Consider the following 18,144-nt stretch of genomic DNA (forward strand, 5'->3'; position numbering starts at 1 on the left):
TTTGATTGTAGAATAACTACTTATCTAAAAATCCTGCCTTGTTCTCACGCGTTTTCCATGCGCTATTTCTGACCATCTACTTACTGTGATTGGTATTAGTCGCTTGAGGCGTAAAAGGCCTGCTGAGGAAAGTGTGGTCTTGGTGTTTCACGTGAAACAAAAAAGGAGCGACCCAGTCGCTCCTTTTCTTAGGCAAAACGGTAAGGGACGCGTTAGGCGCGTTCGAATACGGTTGCTATGCCTTGGCCCAGACCGATACACATGGTCGCCAGACCTAGGGTCGCATCTTTGCTTTCCATCAGGTTGATCAGCGTGGTCGAGATACGTGCGCCCGAGCAGCCCAGTGGATGACCCAGGGCGATAGCGCCGCCGTTGAGGTTCACCTTCTCATCCACCAGATCCATCAAGCCAAGATCTTTCACACATGGCAGTGACTGCGCGGCGAAGGCCTCGTTGAGCTCGATAAGGTCGATGTCGTTCATGGTGAGGCCGGCGCGTTGCAACGCCTTCTGGGTGGCCGGTACTGGACCATAGCCCATGATGGCGGCGTCACAACCAGCAACCGCCATAGAACGGATACGAGCACGGATCGGCAGACCTAAGGCCTTGGCTTTCTCTTCTTCCATGACCAACATGGCCGAGGCGCCGTCAGACAGTGCCGAAGAGGTACCCGCGGTGACAGTACCGTTGGCTGGGTCGAATACCGGACGCAGGGTCGCCAGTGATTCCAGTGAGGTCTCAGGACGAATCACCTCGTCATGCATTACCTTGATCAGTGCGCCGTTGGCATCATGACCCTCGATAGCATGGATCTCGTTGGCAAAGCGGCCTTCGACCGTTGCCGCGTGGGCACGTTGGTGTGAACGTACTGCAAACTCGTCTTGTTGTTGGCGTGTGATGCCGTGCATCTTGCCTAGCATCTCGGCGGTGAGGCCCATCATGCCAGAGGCCTTGGCGACATTGGTGGCCAGGCCTGGGTGGAAGTCGACCCCATGGTTCATTGGCACGTGGCCCATGTGTTCGACACCGCCGACGATGAAGGTATCGCCCATGCCAGTCATGATAGCGCGAGCCGCCTGATGAATGGCTTCCATGGAAGACCCACATAGACGGTTTACCGTCACCGCTCCGGCCTGTTTCGGAATGCCGGCTAGCAGCGCCGCATTACGTGCGATGTTGAAGCCCTGTTCCAGCGTCTGCTGCACACAACCCCAGATAACGTCTTCAATAGTATTAGGATCGAGTTGAGGATTGCGAACCAAGAGGGCCTTCATCAGCTCGGCAGAGAGCGATTCGGCGCGCATGTTTCTGAATACCCCAGCCTTAGAGCGGCCCATGGGAGTACGGATGCAATCTACAATAACTGCTTGTTTCATTATTCTATTCCTTCCGGGTGATTAGGCTGGGTAGTAACTGCCGTTGGTGGCAGCCAGTTCACGCATCTTGTCGGTTACCTGATACAGGCCACCCAGGTGGGCGTACTGATCGGCAAGGGCGACGAAGTTAGCGACACCTAAGGTGTCTAGGTAGCGGAACACACCTCCTCTGAATGGAGGGAAACCGAGTCCATAAACGAGTCCCATATCGGCTTCGGCCGGCGTGGCTATGATGCCTTCTTCCAGACAACGAACCGTTTCGATGATCATAGGGATCATGGTGCGGGCGATGATCTCGTCACTGCTGAACTCCTTCTGCTCACCGAAGGCGTTGCCCAGTAGTTCATAGCTGAGTGGGTCGACCTCTTTCTTAGGCTTGCCACGACGATCCACCGAATATTGGTAGAAGCCTTTGCCATTCTTCTGACCGAAACGATCGGCTTCGAACATGACGTCGATGGCGTCTTTGCCTTCTTTAGCCATTCTGTCAGGGAAGCCTTCGGCCATAACGGCCTGGGCGTGATGACCCGTGTCCAGACCAACTACGTCAAGTAGGTAGGCGGGGCCCATAGGCCAACCGAATTGCTTCTCCATCACCTTGTCGATGGCAGCAAAGTCGGCGCCATCTTCTAGCAGGCCGCTGAAACCGGCGAAGTAGGGGAAGAGCACACGGTTAACGAAGAAGCCTGGGCAGTCGTTGACCACGATGGGCGTCTTGCCCATCTTGGCGGCGTAAGCCACGACAGAGGCAACTGTCTCTTCTGAGCTATGCTCGCCGCGGATCACCTCAACCAGTGGCATCTTGTGTACCGGGTTGAAGAAGTGCATGCCACAGAAGCGCTCAGGTTTCTGCAGGCTCTTGGCCAGCAGATTGATTGAGATGGTGGAGGTGTTAGAGGTGATGATGGCATCTTCGCCCACGACCTGCTCGACTTCCGCCAGTACGGTCGCCTTCACCTTAGGATGCTCGACCACTGCTTCGACAACGACATCGGCTTGCTTAAGTGCGTTGTAGTCTAGGGTTGCCGTGATGTTGTTGAGCACGCCCGCCATCTTGGCTGGTGTAGAGCGACCACGATTGATCTGCGCCGTGAGCAGCTTGGCTGCCTCGTTGAGGCCAAGATCCAGTGCCGCCTGATTGATATCTTTCATCACGATAGGCGTGCCCTTGCTTGCGCTCTGGTAGGCGATACCGCCACCCATGATGCCTGCGCCCAGCACGGCGGCGGAGTTAACCGCCTGTGCCTGTTTGGCTGCCTTCTTGGCCTTGCCTTTAACTAGTTGGTCGTTAAGGAAGATACCGATAAGTGCCTTGGCCACGTCTGTCTTGGCCAGCTTGATGAAGGCTTGATGTTCTACCTGTAGTGCCTCGGCGCGCTCGCTCAAGGCGGCTTTCTCGATCACCTCGACAACAGCCATTGGCGCAGGATAGTGTTTACCGGCAACCTTGAATACCATGCCCTTGGCGGTGGCAAATGACATCATGGCTTCCAACTTAGGCAGGGTCAGCGGCGACAGTTTGCGCTGACGACGGGCTTGCCAGTCAATTTTCTCGCTGATGGCATCTTGCAGCATCTGGCACGCCGCCGTTTCCAGCAATTCTGGAGCAACTACGGCGTCGATGGCGCCAACCTTGAGGGCGGCTTCCGGGCGTTGATCTTTACCTGTGGTGATCCACTCAAGTGCGTTGTCGGCACCTATCACGCGAGGCAGACGCACTGTACCACCAAAGCCTGGGATGATGCCCAGCTTAGTCTCTGGCAGGCCGATACGCGCCGAGGTATCGGCGATACGTAAGTCAGTGGCTAGGATAGTTTCGCAGCCGCCGCCCAGGGCGAAGCCTTTGATGGCTGAGATAGTTGGGAAGGGCAGATCTTCGAGCTTGTTGAACACCTTGTTGGCGTCTTCCAGCCAGCCCTGTAGCACGTTGTCGTCTTGTGCAAAAAGTCCCAGGAATTCTGTGATATCGGCGCCTACGATAAAGGCATCTTTGCCCGAGGTGAGCATCAGGCCCTTAACCCCTTGGGTTTGTGCTAGGGCATCGAGTGCGTCGTTAAGGGAGTTGAGGGTCTCTCGATCAAACTTATTGACTGAGCCCTCGGCGTTAAAACAGAGCCGAGCGATATTGTCTTCAAGTAATTCCACTTGAATCGTAGGACTTTGGTAGATCATTGCTTGCTTCCTTATTGCTTAAAGAGCGCCACCCACTATTAGAATCTTATAGCGTAGGTAAAAATCTCTATCTTACAGCAGGCCATCATTTGACCAGTTGCTGCTCAGTGTGCGTCTAAATCAGATAAATTTCAACACCCAATTTAAACACTTGTTTAATTTTGTTCGATTAGGGGGATTTTTGCCCTTATGTTAGACTCACTAGATCATAGTCGCTGTGCTAAAAATAGGGCCTTGGGATAGCGCATTTCAGCCAAAAGAATGGGTGCAACCTAGGGCCGCAGAAGAATAACAGGAAGCTTATTATGGAAAACTTAGCCACCCTCTATCCCGCCCACATTATTGAACTGAACCGGCGCGTCGCCGAGATCACCGCAAGAGAGCAGTTGGCCGGCTTAGTGATTCATTCGGGTCAGCCTCATCGTCAGTTTCTCGATGATCTGGATTACCCCTTTAAAGTTAATCCGCACTTCAAGGCCTGGCTTCCGGTTATCGATAATCCCCACTGCTGGCTGATCGTCAACGGTCGGGATAAGCCGCAACTCATCTTCTATCGTCCGGTGGATTTTTGGCATAAGGTCGCCGATCTACCAGAGGATTTTTGGACGACCGAGATAGAGATTAAAGTGCTGACCAAGGCCGACAAGGTGGCAGATCTGCTGCCGGGCAAGTTGCAGGAGTGGGCCTATATTGGCGAGCATCTGGATGTCGCCGATGTGCTGGGCTTCGGAAGCCGTAACCCCGAGGCGGTGATGAGCTACCTGCATTATCACAGAGCCAGCAAGACGGCCTATGAGTTGGCCTGCATGCGCCGGGCGAGTGAGATCGGTGTGCGTGGTCATGTGGCGGCCAAGAGTGCCTTCTATGCGGGCGCGAGCGAGTTTGAGATCCAGCAAGCCTACCTGGCTGCGACTGATATGGGCGAGAACGATGTGCCCTACGGCAACATTATCGCACTGAATCAAAACGCCGCGATTCTGCACTACACGGCGCTGGAGCATGTGTCGCCCAAGCAGCGACTCTCCTTCCTTATCGATGCCGGTGGTAGCTTCCATGGCTATGCCTCGGACATCACCCGTACCTATGCCTTCGAGAAGAACCTGTTCGGCGACCTGATCGCCGCCATGGACAAGTTACAGCTGGCCATCATCGAGATGATGCGTCCGGGCGTGAAGTATGTAGATCTGCATCTGGCGACACACCAGAAGCTGGCACAGCTGCTGCTGGACTTCAAGTTAGTGCAAGGCGATCCCCAAGGACTGATAGAGCAGGGGATCACCAGCGCCTTCTTCCCCCATGGTCTGGGGCATATGTTGGGCCTACAGGTACATGATATGGGCGGCTTCCTCCACGACGAGCGCGGCACCCACATTGCACCGCCGGAGGCGCATCCCTTCCTGCGCTGTACCCGCACCCTGGCCGCTAACCAGGTGCTGACCATAGAGCCAGGGCTTTACATCATCGACAGCCTGCTTAACGAGTTGAAACAGGATGGTCGCGCCGATTGGATTAACTGGCAGATGGTGGATCAGGTGCGCCCCTTCGGTGGCATTCGTATCGAAGACAATGTGATCGTCCATAGCGATCATAACGAAAATATGACTCGCGATCTGGGTCTGCACGGTTAACAGGTTAGGCGTTTTTGAGCGAGAGTTATCCCATTCCGGCCAAGCCGATCACCATAGAAGAAGAGATAAAGCATAGCCGCTTTATCTCTTTTCTATTTCACTGCCCATCGGAAGATGTGTTGAAGTGTGTGCTCACTAACATTAAGGCCGAGTATCCGGGGGCGAATCACTATTGCTACGCCTTTATCGCCGGAGCGCCGGACAATAATGTGGCCATGGGCAGCAGCGATGATGGTGAGCCGTCCGGCAGTGCCGGGCGTCCCATGTTGGCCAGCCTGCAGGGTGCCGAGATAGGTGAGATCGGCGCCGTCGTGGTGCGCTATTTTGGCGGCACCAAGTTAGGTGTCGGCGGCCTGGTGCGCGCCTACAGCTCTGGCATCAAACAGGGGCTGGCGCAGCTAGAGACTGAGATAAAGCAGATCCGTTATCCTGGAAGGCTGGCGTGCGATTACCATCAGCTCAAAGATGTGGAACACTTTCTCGAGCTCTGTGAGGGGCTGGTTGTCGACAAGGTGTTTACCGACAGGGTGAGCCTGAGTTTCGAGATGCCCAAGGCGACTCAGAGCCGTTTCAATCAGGAGCTTGCGACCCTGAGTCAGGGACGCCTCAAGGCGGAGTTTTCCAACTGATGCCCAAGCGGAAGCGAGAGCGGGCTAACATGTTCGCAAAGGGCTTTTTGCCTTGGGTCACAAAGCGCCAATAAATTTTATACAACTGCCGGGATAAACTATGCGAGAATGCGCCAGTGCGTCTTCGCAAATGGAATAATAAAAACGCCCTAATGCAATATAGAACCATTATAAGAATTACAGGCCTACTCATGGGGCTGTTTTCTTTGTCGCTTCTGCCGCCAGCGCTGGTTGCCGTGATCTACAAAGATGGCGGGGGCACAGCCTTTCTGCAGGCCTTCTTCCTCAGCTTGTTACTCGGCTTCGTGCTCTGGTATCCCAACAGGCGTCACAAGAAGGATCTGCGCACCCGAGAGGGCTTTATGCTGGTGGTGCTCTTCTGGGGCGTGTTGGGCTCCATAGGTGCTGTGCCTTTTATCTTCTCCAGTCAGCCCGATCTTTCGCTCACCGACAGCTTCTTCGAGTCCTTCTCGGCGCTCACCACCACAGGGGCGACCGTGCTGGTGGGGCTAGATAGCCTGCCCAAGGCGATCCTCTTCTATCGCCACCTATTGCAGTGGCTCGGCGGAATGGGGATCATCGTCCTGGCGGTAGCCATTCTGCCCGTGCTCGGGATTGGGGGGATGCAGCTCTACCGTGCGGAGATCCCCGGGCCGGTGAAAGACAGTAAGATGACGCCGCGAATCGCCGAGACCGCCAAGGCGCTCTGGTATATCTATCTGGCGCTGACCATCGCCTGTGCCTTCGCCTACTGGGTCGCCGGCATGGATGTGTTCGATGCCATCTGTCACTCGTTTTCTACCATCGCCATTGGCGGCTTCTCTACCCATGACGCCAGCATGGGATACTTCGATAGCACGGCGATCAACATGGTGTGTGTGGTGTTTCTGTTGATTGCGGCGCTGAACTTCAGCCTGCACTTTGCGGCCTTTACCCGCCGCGGCATCAACCTCAAGGTTTATCTGAGAGACGCCGAGTTTAAGGCGCTTATCGTGATCCAGCTGGCGCTGACGCTGATCTGTTTTGCGACCCTGTACCATACCGGCATCTATGACAGTGCCGAGGAGACTTTCGACTTCGCCCTGTTCCAGGCGGTCTCTATCTCCACCACGGCGGGCTTCGGTACCGAAAGCTTCCATATGTGGCCGCTGTTCCTGCCTATGCTGCTGATCTTCTCCAGCTTCATCGGTGGCTGTGGCGGCTCGACTGCCGGCGGCATCAAGGTGATGCGGATGATTTTACTGCTGCTGCAGGGCTCACGAGAACTCAAACGCCTGGTGCACCCCAGGGGCATGTTCTCCATCCGTATCAATGGTAAGGCGCTGCCGGATCGCATCATAGATGCGGTATGGGGCTTCTTCTCTGCTTACGCCCTCGTTTTTGTGGTTTGCATGTTGATCCTGATGGCGCTGGGCATGGATAATATCACCGCCTTCAGCGCGACCGCGGCCTGTTTGAATAACCTGGGGCCTGGGCTAGGTGAGGTGGCCAGTAACTATGCCAGCATTGGCGATGGCGAGAAGTGGGTGTTGGTGGTGGCCATGCTATTCGGCCGATTGGAAGTGTTTACCTTATTGGTGTTGTTTACACCGACTTTTTGGAAGAATTAATGAGTCGTACCCTAATTATCTATTCTACCGTAGACGGTCAGACGAAAGCCATCTGTGATCAGATTGCCGAGCAGTGCAAGTCGGATACCCAGCCGGTGACCATGGTCAGCCTGGAAGAGGCCCAGTCGGTCAACCTCTCCTATTTTGACAAGGTCATCATAGGGGCGAGCATTCGTTACGGCAAACACAGACCCGAGCTGTTCCAATATGTGAACCGTCACAGAGCCGTGTTAAATGGCAAGAAGAACGCCTTCTTTACCGTGAACGTGGTGGCGAGAAAGCCGGAGAAGAATACGCCCGAGACTAACCCTTACATGAAGAAGTTTCTGCAGCTGTCGCTGTGGCAGCCTCAGCAGCTGGGAGTCTTTGCGGGTAAGATCGATTATCCCAAGTACCGTTTCTTCGATAAGTTCATGATCCGTTTCATTATGTGGATCACTAAGGGCCCCACAGATACCTCGGGTACCTATGAATTTACCGATTGGGATAAGGTGCAGGAGTTTGCGAAAGCCTTTAGCGAGCGTTAAAGGCTTTCATCTTCGCAGGAATTATACGCAGTAACGCTTGTAGAGAATCGAGATCACCTCGGTGACCTGTTCGTTCTTCAGTGTGTAGTAGACGATCTGTGAGCTCTTGCGGGTCGCCACCAGATCTTCGGCGCGCAATACCGCCAGGTGTTGTGACAAGGCAGACTGGCTCAGGGGCACGTTTTCATTTAGCTGTGTCACGCTCAGTTCATTGTCGAGTAGCTGGCACAAGATCATCAGTCTATAGGGATTGGCTATTGCCTTAAGCCACTTGGCTGCGCTCTGGGCATTGGTGACCATTGCATCTACATCAATATCTTTTTGCATACGGCAACTCTCTTGTACTCTATTAATTAGATTATTCTAATTGAATGGGGAAGTGAAAACAATGATACTCAGCCAGCCTGGGTAACTCAATGGGAGCCGACCTGTGTCCTTTTAGGATTGCTCATGATTTTGTAGTTATTTTACCCCGAGTTAAATATCCAATTGGTGGTGTATTTCACAAAAACCTTAACTAAATTGTGATCCAATTTGGGGTTTCTCCCGCACTTTGCTGCAACAATGTGACTCTCTTTTCCGATACAGATGAGTCGCTTATGGCTTCAGTGCTAATTGTTTACTATTCTCGCGGTGGCCATACGGCCAAGATTGCCCAAGCGATAGCGGCGCACTTGGACGCTCAAGGGCATAGTTGCGACGCCCTGCGTATTGGCGAGTTTGAGCATATCGATTGGGAAAAATACGACTATGTTGCCGTGGGCGCCTGCGTACTCTATGGCAGCTACCATAAGTCCGTGTTCGAATTTGTCACTCGCTACCAGGCTGAGCTGGCGGCCAAGCCTAACAGCTTCTTCAGCGTCAACGTGGTGGCCCGTAACCCCGAGAAACGGATCCCCGAGAACAACAAGTATCTGCAGAAGTTTATCGAGCTCTCTCCCTGGAAGCCGAATGACGTTAAGGTGATTGCCGGCAAGGTGGACTACCCCTCCTGGCGTTGGTATGACAGGTGGATGATCCAGCTGATCATGAAGATCACCGATGGCCCAACCGATCCTAAGGCGGTGATCGATTACACCGACTGGGAAGACGTTAAGCTATATGCAGAGCACCTGCTGACCCTCAAGGATTAGCCGCAACTCTCTATTCATCGCGCCCTGGCAACAGCCCTTGCTTCGGCGTGATCTTGCTTGTCACCTGGTCTGACCTCTGGTAGCCTTTGCCCTTCATTTAAGGGAGCTGGGTGAGATGAACCTCTATTTTCGTTTGTTTTGGTTGATGTTTTGGCGGGTACGTCATTGTCGTCGTATCGATTTTCTGGGCACGAGTACCATTAGCTATCGCGCCTTGCCGCTGGATTGCGACATTAACCTGCACCTGACTAACTCCCGCTATCCCGCCCTGATGGATCTGGCCCGTACCTACATGTTGGCCGAGATGGGGCTGCTGAAACGCTTCTTGAAACTCAAGTGGTTGCCGATCGTCAACGCCGCCGAGTTCACCTATATTCGCGACATCAAACCCCTGTGTAAATTCGACATTCAGAGTCGAGTGGTGGGTTGGGACGAGAAATACTTCTATGTCGAGCAGCGCTTCGTCAGCGGCGACACCCTTCACTGTATCGTGCATGTGCGCGGCGTGTTCGTGAACAACCGCAAGCAGGTACCGATTCCTGAGATGCTCAAGGAGGCGGGCTTCGATGGCCCCGAACCTTGTTTACCGCCGGAAATCGAAAAGTGGAAAGCCTTCCTGACGCTCAAGAAAGAGCGCAACCTGCCTGCTTAACTCTTCTAGGGTTTAGGGGATGGGGCGAAATCCGGCCTGCACCGCGATGCGGGTGAGTTCTATCTCTTCCTGTACCTGGATCCAGGCGCCTCGGGTGTTGGCCTGATTTAGATATCTGTCGATGGGATCCAGTTGGTACAGCTTGAGGCGATTTCTGGCGTGGATCAGGCAAGGGATCAGGGCGCAGTCCGCCATGGTAAAGGCATCGCCGCAGAGCCAGTGATGCCGCTGCAACTTGTCGTTCAGCTCATTCAGTAGCAGCATGATCTCCTTCTCTAACTGCCTCACCTTAATCGGATTCTCTTCTTCACGGGCTTCCATCTGTTCCAGCAGATAGAGAGGATTGTTCAGGTCGTTGTCGATGAGGCGATCATATAGGCGCACCTGTAGGCGCTGAGAGTAATCCTGTGGCAGTAGTCGGGTGCCGGTGGCAAATTCATGGTCTATGTAGTCTATGATGATGCTGGATTCGGGCAAGAGGTCGCCGGTGCGTGTCTTGAACAGGGGTAATTTTCCCAAGGGATACTGCTGCTTAAATTCGTTGCGGGAAAAGGGATCGCTCAGCTCTATCACCCTGGGATAGAAGTTGGCCTGTTTTTCGTAGAGGGCGATCAAGACTTTTTGGGAATATCGTGACAGGGGATGGTAGAAGAGTTCCATCAAATGCACCTCCCATTTGTCCAGAACCAATAAGCTAATATTAGTTCGAAATCCCCTATCTGGCCTGCTTTTTAGCCTGTCTTATGCCGCCGGTGTGAGTCGCTCGGTCAGCAGTTCGATAAGTGCCCTGACTCTTGGCGGAATCACCTCAAGATAGGGATGTACCAGGTAGAGGGCGCCTCGTCCCAGATGATAGTCTGGCAGTAGCTGTACCAGCTGCCCATTGGCAAGGTGCTGGCTTATCAAGGGGGAGGGCAGCAAGGCAACGCCCAGCCCCTGCATCGCCAGGCTTAGGGTTCCCTGTAGGCTGTTGCAGTTGATGAAAGGGCTAAGCTGCAGGCGGACACGCTCGCCTTCGCTGTTTTCAAACTGCCAATGTCTGGGGAGCCTGTCGCCCGCCAGGCCTATCCAATGATGATGGCTGAGATTGTCCGGGTGCACAGGCGCGCCATGGTGCGCAACATAGTCGGGGCTAGCCACCAGATATTCATCGAAGCGACCCAGTCTGGTCTCATTGACGCTGGGCTGACTGGCGGCCCCTATCTGAATCGCTACATCTATCTGATGCTCGGTGAGGTCCAGCTGTCTGTCCTGAATCAGTAGGGAGAGATGCACCTTGGGATAATGCTGGTGAAATGTCTTGATGATGGGGGCTATCTCTCCATCGCCTAGCGCCTGGGGGACGGCGAGGGTGATGCTGCCTTGCAGCTCGGCATCTGCTGGCTGCAGCGAGGTTTCCGCCTGCTTGGCGAGTTTGAGCAGCTCGGCGCAGTAGCGGTAAAAGGACTGACCCTCCTGGGTGAGCGACAGGCTGCGGGTGGTCCTGTTTAATAGACGCGACTGGCATCTATGCTCCAGTTTCTTTAGGTGTTGACTCACCATGGAGCGGCTAATGTTTAGCGACTCGGCGGCGCGGGTCAAGGAGCCATGCTCGACCACACTGGCAAAGACCAACATACGATAGAGTTGTGATGCGTCCATAATTAACCTCAACGGCCTCGCACCGACCTAAGTGCTAGCCAATTGCAATCATCTCTGGTTATTGTTTACTAATGTTGTAAAAATAAACCCATATATGGGTTATTTATTGTTCATGGTAACCAATATGTCAAAGTTGGCCGGGGTCGTCTCGTGTCGTTTGGTGGGTGATCGACATGGCTGCATGGCGCGTAATCTGTATTCAACAAGCATTTAAGGAGCTGCTTATATTATGGCGCGATTAGAATCGTTCGACAGTATTTACCAGCGCGCCTGTGAGCGCAAAGGCGGCGAAGCAGGCTTGGCCGCTCGTCTGCCAGAGGTGTTATCTCAGGATCAGATTGCCGAGTATACGGATGCCGAGCTGCTGTCTGAGCTGAGTAAGAAGGTGTTTCAATCGGGATTTGTATGGCGCATCGTCGACAACAAGTGGCCAGCCTATGAGGCGGCCTTCTTCAACTTCGAGCCCCACAAGATCTTGATGCTATCGCCTGAGCAGATCCAGCAGCGTGCCAGCGACCCCGAGTTGATCCGCCACCTGAAGAAGACCATGGCGATATATGACAACGCTCTGATGGTGCATGATATTAAGCTCGCTCACGGCAGCTTTGCCAAGTTTATTGCTCAGTGGCCCAGCGATAATATCATAGGGCTCTGGGCCGAGCTGAAACGCCTGGGCTGCCGACTGGGTGGCAATACCGGCCCCTATTTTCTGCGCACCATAGGCAAAGATACCTTTCTGCTGACCGAAGATATCAAGGGATATCTTCAGGCCCACAAACTGATCGATGCCGGTTTTACCTCTACACGAGGCCTGACCCAGGTGCAGGAAGTATTCAATGAGTGGCAGGCACAGTCGGGCCGCTCTCTGGCGGAAATCAGCCGTATCCTCGCCTGTGGCGTGGGTGATAACCGGATATAACCTAGCTCCGTCTAAACATCTGGGATAAGTATTCTGACCCCCATGGATGGGGGAAATGCCAAAAAATGTCGGGAGCATTTTTGGCCATGTGCAAAAAAGCCAGCCCAAGGGCTGGCAAAGACGTGCAGAGATTGGAAACTGCTGTGCTTAGAAACTCTTGCTGACGCCGATAACGACTCGGTCATCAAAAATCTTGGTTTGTGTACCGTACACCTTGTGGCTCTCATCCACTGTGCTGCCGTGGTATCTGAGATCGAAACTCAGGCCGGCGAATGTTTTGCTGACACCCAGGTTCCAGTGACCCCAGCCTTCGGCGCCGTTACCGTCCAGATCCTGATAGCCGACGCTGGCAGACAGGTTAATGCCATTGTCGAACTGGTAGCTTGGATGGACGGCGTAGTTCACGCCTTGCCAGCCATCGACACCAAACCAGTCATCGACGGTCGGGGTCACTTCCAGTTGTAGGTTAGTGCGGCCGAACTGCTTACCCACCTTGAGCCATAACTCTGTGTAGTTAGAGTATGAGGCGCCCGGGTAGAGATAGGAGAAGAGCATGACATCATAGGTGATACCAGAATCGCCGAAGGTGCCCGCCTTACCTATGTAGGGTGCGGTGACGATTTCAAGATTTGGATCGGCAAACTTGATGTTGGAGGCATACACACCGCCGTACCAGCCTTGAACATTTCCCCATCCCAGCGTGCCTTGCACGACAGGGACATCGCCATCCATGGTTTCTGACTCACCACGAAAGACATAATCTGAGGCAAAGGTCAGCTTGCCTGTGATATTGCCGCCTAAGACTTGGGTGTCTTGCGCTTCGGCCATGACGCCGCTTGCGGCTAATAGGCTGCCAAGGAGTATCGAGCATTTTAACTGGGTTAAGGTCTTCATCATCTTCATCTCATCTAGCTGTTGTTTGGCTGATGAGGCGACTATAGGCGCAAGATGTGAATGGCCTTGTCGGCACAGATGAACTGATCAAATAAAGATGTGAATAATTATGAATAGGCCTGAATTAACCCCATGTTTCATATGGTGTTAGTTTTCATCATGTCTAAATGACAGCGATCACATTTTAGACACAAAAAACGCTAAAACAGGGTGAAAACACGCAATTTTTAACTGTTTTTTAACAAGAAAACATGATTAAAAATAAAAATTTGCATTAACTTACAATATCTCTGCCCACATCTTCTTGTTGACCTTGGCTAGGTGTGAGATAAATAGTTTCTAAATCTTTTTTTAATTTTGCTTCCTCAAGATACCCCATAGCGCCTTACCCGTGCATGGGTGTTTTTTGTTGCGGCTTTGATTAGGAGTTCTCATGCGGCAAATAGTAAAAATTGCCTCGTTAGTTAGTGTGGCGTTATGGATAACAGGTTGTGGCCAGGACGAGAACCAAGGTCATTCGGCAGCAGCCCCAAGAAGCATGGAGGTTGGGGTGGTTCAGGTTGTCGAGCAGCCCCAGGCTATTCAGGTTGAGCTACCGGGTCGCAGCAAGGCATATCTTGAGGCCGAGGTGCGTCCTCAGGTGTCGGGTATCATCACTGAGCGCGGCTTCGTCGAGGGTGGTGAGGTAACCGAAGGCCAATCTCTCTATCAGATCGATTCGTCGACCTATAAGGCGGCGCTGGTCAGTGCCGAAGCCGATCTGGCCCGTGCCAATGCCAGCCTGGTGTCTGCCAAGGCCAAGGCTGCCAGATATAAGGCCTTGATCAAGACTGATGCCATCAGCCAACAAGATTTCGACGAGGCTGATGCCCTCTACAAAGAGGCGCTGGCTAACGTGACTGTGGCCAAGGCGGCGATTAACACGGCTAAGATCAACCTGGAATACACTCAGGTGAAGGCACCTATCTCGGGCCGTATCGGTAAGTCTTCCGTGACTGCCGGTGCCCTGGTGACCGCGAATCAGAGCGCCGCACTGGCGACGATTCAACAGCTGGATCCTATCAACGTCGATATCGCTCAATCTAGCGCTCAGCTGCTACGCCTCAAGGCCAAGCTTAAGCAGGGACAACTGCAGGCGGCTGACAATGCCGATGTACGTCTGATCCTGGAAGATGGCACGGCATACGAGCACATGGGGTCGCTCAGATTCGCCGAGGTGAGTGTCGATGAGAACACGGGTTCAGTAACCCTAAGGGCCGAATTCCCTAACCCGGATGGCGTATTGCTTCCTGGCATGTATGTGCGCGCCGTATTGAACGCGGGTACAGATCCTAAGGCGATTCTGGTACCGCAGAAGGCGGTAACCCGTAATACCAAGGGTCAGGCCGTTGCCATGGTGATTGGCGCCGAGAGCAAGGTCGAGCCAAGAGTAGTGACGACTGCCGAGGTGATCGATCATCAGTGGCGCATCACCAGCGGCTTGAAGGCTGGCGATCAGCTGATTGTCGAGGGATTACAGAAGATACGTCCGGGCGCCCCTGTGGTGGGTAAACCACTCAGCGAGATGCAATCAGACAAGCAACCACAGAAGTAAGGTAAAGTTATGGCTCGTTTTTTCATCGATCGCCCTATCTTTGCCTGGGTGATTGCAATTATTGTTATGTTGGCCGGGGTGCTCTCTATCATGAAGCTTCCCGTGTCGCAGTACCCGAGTATTGCGCCGCCGACCGTGGTGATTAACGCCATCTATCCGGGTGCGTCTGCCAAGACCATGGAAGACACTGTGACCCAGGTGATCGAGCAGCGCATGACGGGTATCGACCATCTGCGTTACATCTCGTCTACCAGTGACAGCTTTGGTAATGCGCAGATCACCCTGACGTTCAATGCCGAGGCTGATCCCGATATCGCCCAGGTTCAGGTGCAGAACAAGCTGCAGCTGGCGATGCCTCTGCTACCGCAAGAGGTGCAGGCGCAAGGGGTTAAGGTCAACAAATCCAGCTCGGGTTTCTTGATGGTACTGGGCTTCGTGTCCCAGGATGGCTCGCTGGAGAAGAATGATATCTCCGACTATGTGGGCTCTAACATCTTAGACCCTATGAGTCGTGTGCCCGGTGTGGGCGAGATCCAGCTGTTCGGTGCCCAGTACGCCATGCGTATCTGGCTAGACCCGCTCAAGCTGACTCAATACAACCTCACCAGCCTGGACATCATGGCCTCGATTCGTGAGCAGAATGCTCAGGTGTCTGCGGGTCAGTTGGGCGGCGCGCCCTCTATTGCGGGTCAGGAACTCAACGCCACGGTAACGGCTCAGAGTCGTCTACAGACCGCCGAAGAGTTTAGAAAGATCATCATCAAGTCCGATCCGTCGGGCGCCAAGGTTTACCTGGAAGATGTGGCCCGAGTCGAACTGGGCTCGGAAAGTTATTCGGTAGAGTCCTTCTATAACGGCCGTCCGGCTGCCGGTCTGGCGATCAAGCTGGCTACGGGGGCTAACGCCCTGGCGACCGCCGAGCGTGTGCGTGAGAAGGTCGATGAGATGAAGCCTTTCTTCCCGCAAGGGCTGGAAGTGGTTTATCCCTATGACACCACCCCCTTCGTTGAGAAATCGATCGAGGGCGTAGTGCATACCCTGCTGGAAGCCGTGGTACTGGTGTTTGTGATCATGTACCTCTTCCTGCAGAACTTCCGTGCGACCCTGATCCCGACCATTGCGGTACCTGTGGTACTGCTGGGGACCTTCGCCATCCTGTCGGCTACCGGCTTCTCGATCAACACCCTGACCATGTTCGCCATGGTATTGGCCATCGGTCTGCTGGTGGATGACGCCATCGTGGTGGTAGAGAACGTCGAACGTGTGATGTCCGAAGACGGCTTGAGCCCGATTGAGGCCACCAAGAAGTCGATGGACCAGATCACCGGCGCCCTGGTGGGTATCGGTCTAACCCTGTCGGCGGTGTTCGTGCCTATGGCATTCATGTCGGGTTCGACCGGTGTGATCTATCGTCAGTTCTCCGTGACTATCGTATCGGCCATGGCGCTTTCTGTGCTGGTGGCGATCATCCTGACGCCGGCACTGTGTGCCACCATGCTTAAGCCGATTGCCAAGGGCCACCATGCGGTCGAGACGGGTTTCTTCGGTTGGTTTAACCGCACCTTCGACAAGATGACCTCGCGTTACGAGGCTGGCGTGGCAGCGATGATCAAGCGCGCCGGTCGCGTCATGTTGATCTACGTGGCCCTGACGGTTGCCGTGGGTTGGATCTTCATGCGCATGCCGACCGCCTTCTTGCCGGACGAAGACCAGGGTATCTTGTTTACCCAGGCGATCCTGCCGACCAACTCGACCCAAGAGAGCACCAAGAAGGTGATGAGCAAGATCTCCGACTTCTATCTCAACGAGACGGGCGACAGCGTCAAGTCGGTATTTAGCGTATCAGGCTTCAGCTTCGCCGGTAGTGGTCAAAACATGGGTCTTGCCTTCGTTGGCATGAAAGACTGGTCTGAGCGTACCGGCCCGGGTCAAGACGTTAAGTCGGTCGCCGGACGTGCCATGGGCATGTTCATGCAGATGAAGGAGGCCTTCGTGTTTGCCTTCGTACCGCCTGCGGTGATCGAGCTGGGTACGGCAAACGGTTTCGATTTCTATCTGCAAGACAGAAATGGCCAAGGCCATGAGAAGCTGCTCGAGGCCCGTAATATGCTGCTGGGCATGGCGTCGCAAAATCCTAACCTGGTGGGTGTGCGTCCAAACGGTCAGGAAGATGCGCCTATGTATCGCATCCATATTGATCACGCCAAGCTTCGCGCCCTGAGTATCGATATCGACGCGGTCAACAGCGTGTTGGGTACTGCCTGGGGTGGTAGCTATGTGAACGACTTCATCGACCGTGGTCGTGTGAAGAAGGTCTATGTGCAGGGTGATGCCCAGTACCGTATGCAGCCGGAAGACCTCGATACCTGGTATGTGCGTAACAGCCAGGGTGAGATGGTGCCTTTCTCGGCCTTCGCCACAGGTACCTGGGAATATGGTTCGCCGCGTCTAGAACGTTTCAACGGTCTGCCTGCGATGAACATCCAGGGCGGCACGGCACAAGGTTATAGTACGGGTGCGGCTATGGCCGACATCGAGGCTATGGTGGCCAAGTTACCGCCAGGATTCGGCGTCGAGTGGAACGGCCTGTCATACGAGGAACGTCTCTCGGGTAACCAGGCGCCGGCGCTGTATGCGCTGTCTATCATGGTGGTCTTCCTGGTTTTGGCGGCCCTGTATGAGAGCTGGTCTGTGCCGTTTGCGGTGATCTTGGTGGTACCACTGGGGATCATAGGAGCCTTGCTGGCGATGAACGGTCGTGGCCTGCCTAACGACGTGTTCTTCCAGGTGGGTCTGTTGACTACCGTAGGTCTGGCGACCAAGAACGCCATCCTGATCGTCGAATTCGCCAAAGAGTTCTACGAGAAGGGCGCGGGTCTGGTGGAAGCGACCCTGCACGCGGTGCGTGTGCGTCTGCGTCCTATCCTGATGACCTCGCTGGCCTTCGGTCTGGGTGTTGTGCCGCTGGCCATCAGCTCGGGCGTAGGTTCGGGCAGCCAGAACGCTATCGGTACCGGCGTATTGGGCGGCATGATGAGTTCGACCTTCCTGGGGATCTTCTTTATCCCTATCTTCTTCGTGATTGTGGAGCGCATCTTCAGCAAGCGCGAGAAGAAGGGCGCCGCAACTCAGGTCGCCGACTCGACACCACAAGAATAGGCCTAGCCATTTCGTCAAAAAGCCCGGTAATAACCGGGCTTTTTATTGCCTTAGGGGCTGTTGACCGTTCAGGTTTAATTTTTGTTCAATCTAAATGGGTTTTGGTCAAGGCAGGTGTTGTGCCGCATAGATATTCTGTGCAAAAAAGTCCTTAACGTATTGCACTTACTGGTTATTTATTGAAAGATAATCGGCTAATAATAAGCCGTT

General features: G+C 54.0%; 15 protein-coding genes. 9 read left to right on the plus strand and 6 right to left on the minus strand.

Annotated features, from left to right (window positions below; translation table 11 throughout):
• Window positions 1–212: 212 nt before the first annotated feature.
• Both fadA and fadB read right to left on the minus strand, forming a co-directional pair.
• A complete protein-coding gene (gene fadA / locus SHEW_RS00100; RefSeq protein ID WP_011863828.1) occupies window positions 213–1,376 on the minus strand; it encodes an acetyl-CoA C-acyltransferase FadA in 1,164 nt (387 codons plus the stop codon).
• Between the two features lie 21 nt (window positions 1,377–1,397).
• A complete protein-coding gene (gene fadB / locus SHEW_RS00105; protein ID WP_011863829.1) occupies window positions 1,398–3,548 on the minus strand; it encodes a fatty acid oxidation complex subunit alpha FadB in 2,151 nt (716 codons plus the stop codon).
• Window positions 3,549–3,853: 305 nt separating this feature from the next.
• Here fadB and pepQ point away from each other — a divergent pair, with 305 nt between their 5' ends.
• The 4 genes from pepQ to hemG (SHEW_RS00125) all read left to right on the plus strand — a co-directional run bounded on the left by pepQ (window position 3,854) and on the right by hemG (SHEW_RS00125) (window position 7,942).
• Window positions 3,854–5,176, plus strand: coding sequence for a Xaa-Pro dipeptidase (pepQ, locus tag SHEW_RS00110; RefSeq protein WP_011863830.1), 1,323 nt, complete (start codon window positions 3,854–3,856; stop codon window positions 5,174–5,176).
• 14 nt (window positions 5,177–5,190) lie between these two features.
• Window positions 5,191–5,805 (plus strand): YigZ family protein, encoded by a 615-nt coding sequence (locus tag SHEW_RS00115; protein ID WP_011863831.1) that lies wholly within the window; start codon window positions 5,191–5,193, stop codon window positions 5,803–5,805.
• A gap of 152 nt (window positions 5,806–5,957) precedes the next feature.
• A complete protein-coding gene (locus SHEW_RS00120; protein WP_011863832.1) occupies window positions 5,958–7,415 on the plus strand; it encodes a TrkH family potassium uptake protein in 1,458 nt (485 codons plus the stop codon).
• A complete protein-coding gene (hemG, locus tag SHEW_RS00125; protein ID WP_011863833.1) occupies window positions 7,415–7,942 on the plus strand; it encodes a menaquinone-dependent protoporphyrinogen IX dehydrogenase in 528 nt (175 codons plus the stop codon). The genes SHEW_RS00120 and hemG (SHEW_RS00125) overlap by 1 nt, the downstream gene beginning before the upstream one ends.
• Window positions 7,943–7,963: 21 nt before the next feature.
• Here the strand turns inward: hemG (SHEW_RS00125) and SHEW_RS00130 are convergent, their stop codons facing one another.
• Complete coding sequence (locus tag SHEW_RS00130) at window positions 7,964–8,269, minus strand: ArsR/SmtB family transcription factor (RefSeq protein ID WP_011863834.1); 306 nt, start codon at window positions 8,267–8,269, stop codon at window positions 7,964–7,966.
• A gap of 272 nt (window positions 8,270–8,541) precedes the next feature.
• Here SHEW_RS00130 and hemG (SHEW_RS00135) point away from each other — a divergent pair, with 272 nt between their 5' ends.
• Both hemG (SHEW_RS00135) and SHEW_RS00140 read left to right on the plus strand, forming a co-directional pair.
• Window positions 8,542–9,075, plus strand: a complete 534-nt coding sequence (gene hemG, locus SHEW_RS00135; protein ID WP_011863835.1) for a menaquinone-dependent protoporphyrinogen IX dehydrogenase — start codon at window positions 8,542–8,544, stop codon at window positions 9,073–9,075.
• Between the two features lie 115 nt (window positions 9,076–9,190).
• Window positions 9,191–9,727 carry a thioesterase family protein gene (locus SHEW_RS00140; RefSeq protein WP_011863836.1) on the plus strand — a complete coding sequence of 179 codons (537 nt, stop codon included), beginning with the start codon at window positions 9,191–9,193 and terminating at the stop codon, window positions 9,725–9,727.
• A gap of 12 nt (window positions 9,728–9,739) precedes the next feature.
• Here SHEW_RS00140 and SHEW_RS00145 read toward each other — a convergent pair whose 3' ends face one another.
• Window positions 9,740–10,387 (minus strand): glutathione S-transferase family protein, encoded by a 648-nt coding sequence (locus tag SHEW_RS00145; RefSeq protein WP_011863837.1) that lies wholly within the window; start codon window positions 10,385–10,387, stop codon window positions 9,740–9,742.
• A gap of 81 nt (window positions 10,388–10,468) precedes the next feature.
• Window positions 10,469–11,368, minus strand: a complete 900-nt coding sequence (locus SHEW_RS00150; RefSeq protein ID WP_011863838.1) for a LysR family transcriptional regulator — start codon at window positions 11,366–11,368, stop codon at window positions 10,469–10,471.
• Window positions 11,369–11,597: 229 nt separating this feature from the next.
• Between SHEW_RS00150 and SHEW_RS00155 the strand changes: the two genes are divergently transcribed.
• On the plus strand, window positions 11,598–12,287 hold the full coding sequence (locus tag SHEW_RS00155; RefSeq protein WP_011863839.1) for a DNA-3-methyladenine glycosylase I: 690 nt from the start codon (window positions 11,598–11,600) through the stop codon (window positions 12,285–12,287).
• A 147-nt stretch (window positions 12,288–12,434) separates the two neighbouring features.
• Here the strand turns inward: SHEW_RS00155 and SHEW_RS00160 are convergent, their stop codons facing one another.
• Complete coding sequence (locus tag SHEW_RS00160) at window positions 12,435–13,190, minus strand: TorF family putative porin (protein WP_011863840.1); 756 nt, start codon at window positions 13,188–13,190, stop codon at window positions 12,435–12,437.
• Between the two features lie 424 nt (window positions 13,191–13,614).
• On the opposite strand from SHEW_RS00160, the gene SHEW_RS00165 reads away from it, so the two are divergent.
• Together SHEW_RS00165 and SHEW_RS00170 are read left to right on the plus strand one after the other, a co-directional pair.
• Complete coding sequence (locus SHEW_RS00165) at window positions 13,615–14,775, plus strand: efflux RND transporter periplasmic adaptor subunit (RefSeq protein WP_011863841.1); 1,161 nt, start codon at window positions 13,615–13,617, stop codon at window positions 14,773–14,775.
• A gap of 9 nt (window positions 14,776–14,784) precedes the next feature.
• Entirely contained in the window at window positions 14,785–17,934 is a 3,150-nt protein-coding gene (locus tag SHEW_RS00170; protein WP_011863842.1) for an efflux RND transporter permease subunit, read from the plus strand.
• Window positions 17,935–18,144 lie beyond the last annotated feature (210 nt).

The sequence above is a fragment of the Shewanella loihica PV-4 genome (assembly GCF_000016065.1).
In the GTDB taxonomy this organism is placed as follows: Bacteria; Pseudomonadota; Gammaproteobacteria; order Enterobacterales; family Shewanellaceae; genus Shewanella; species Shewanella loihica.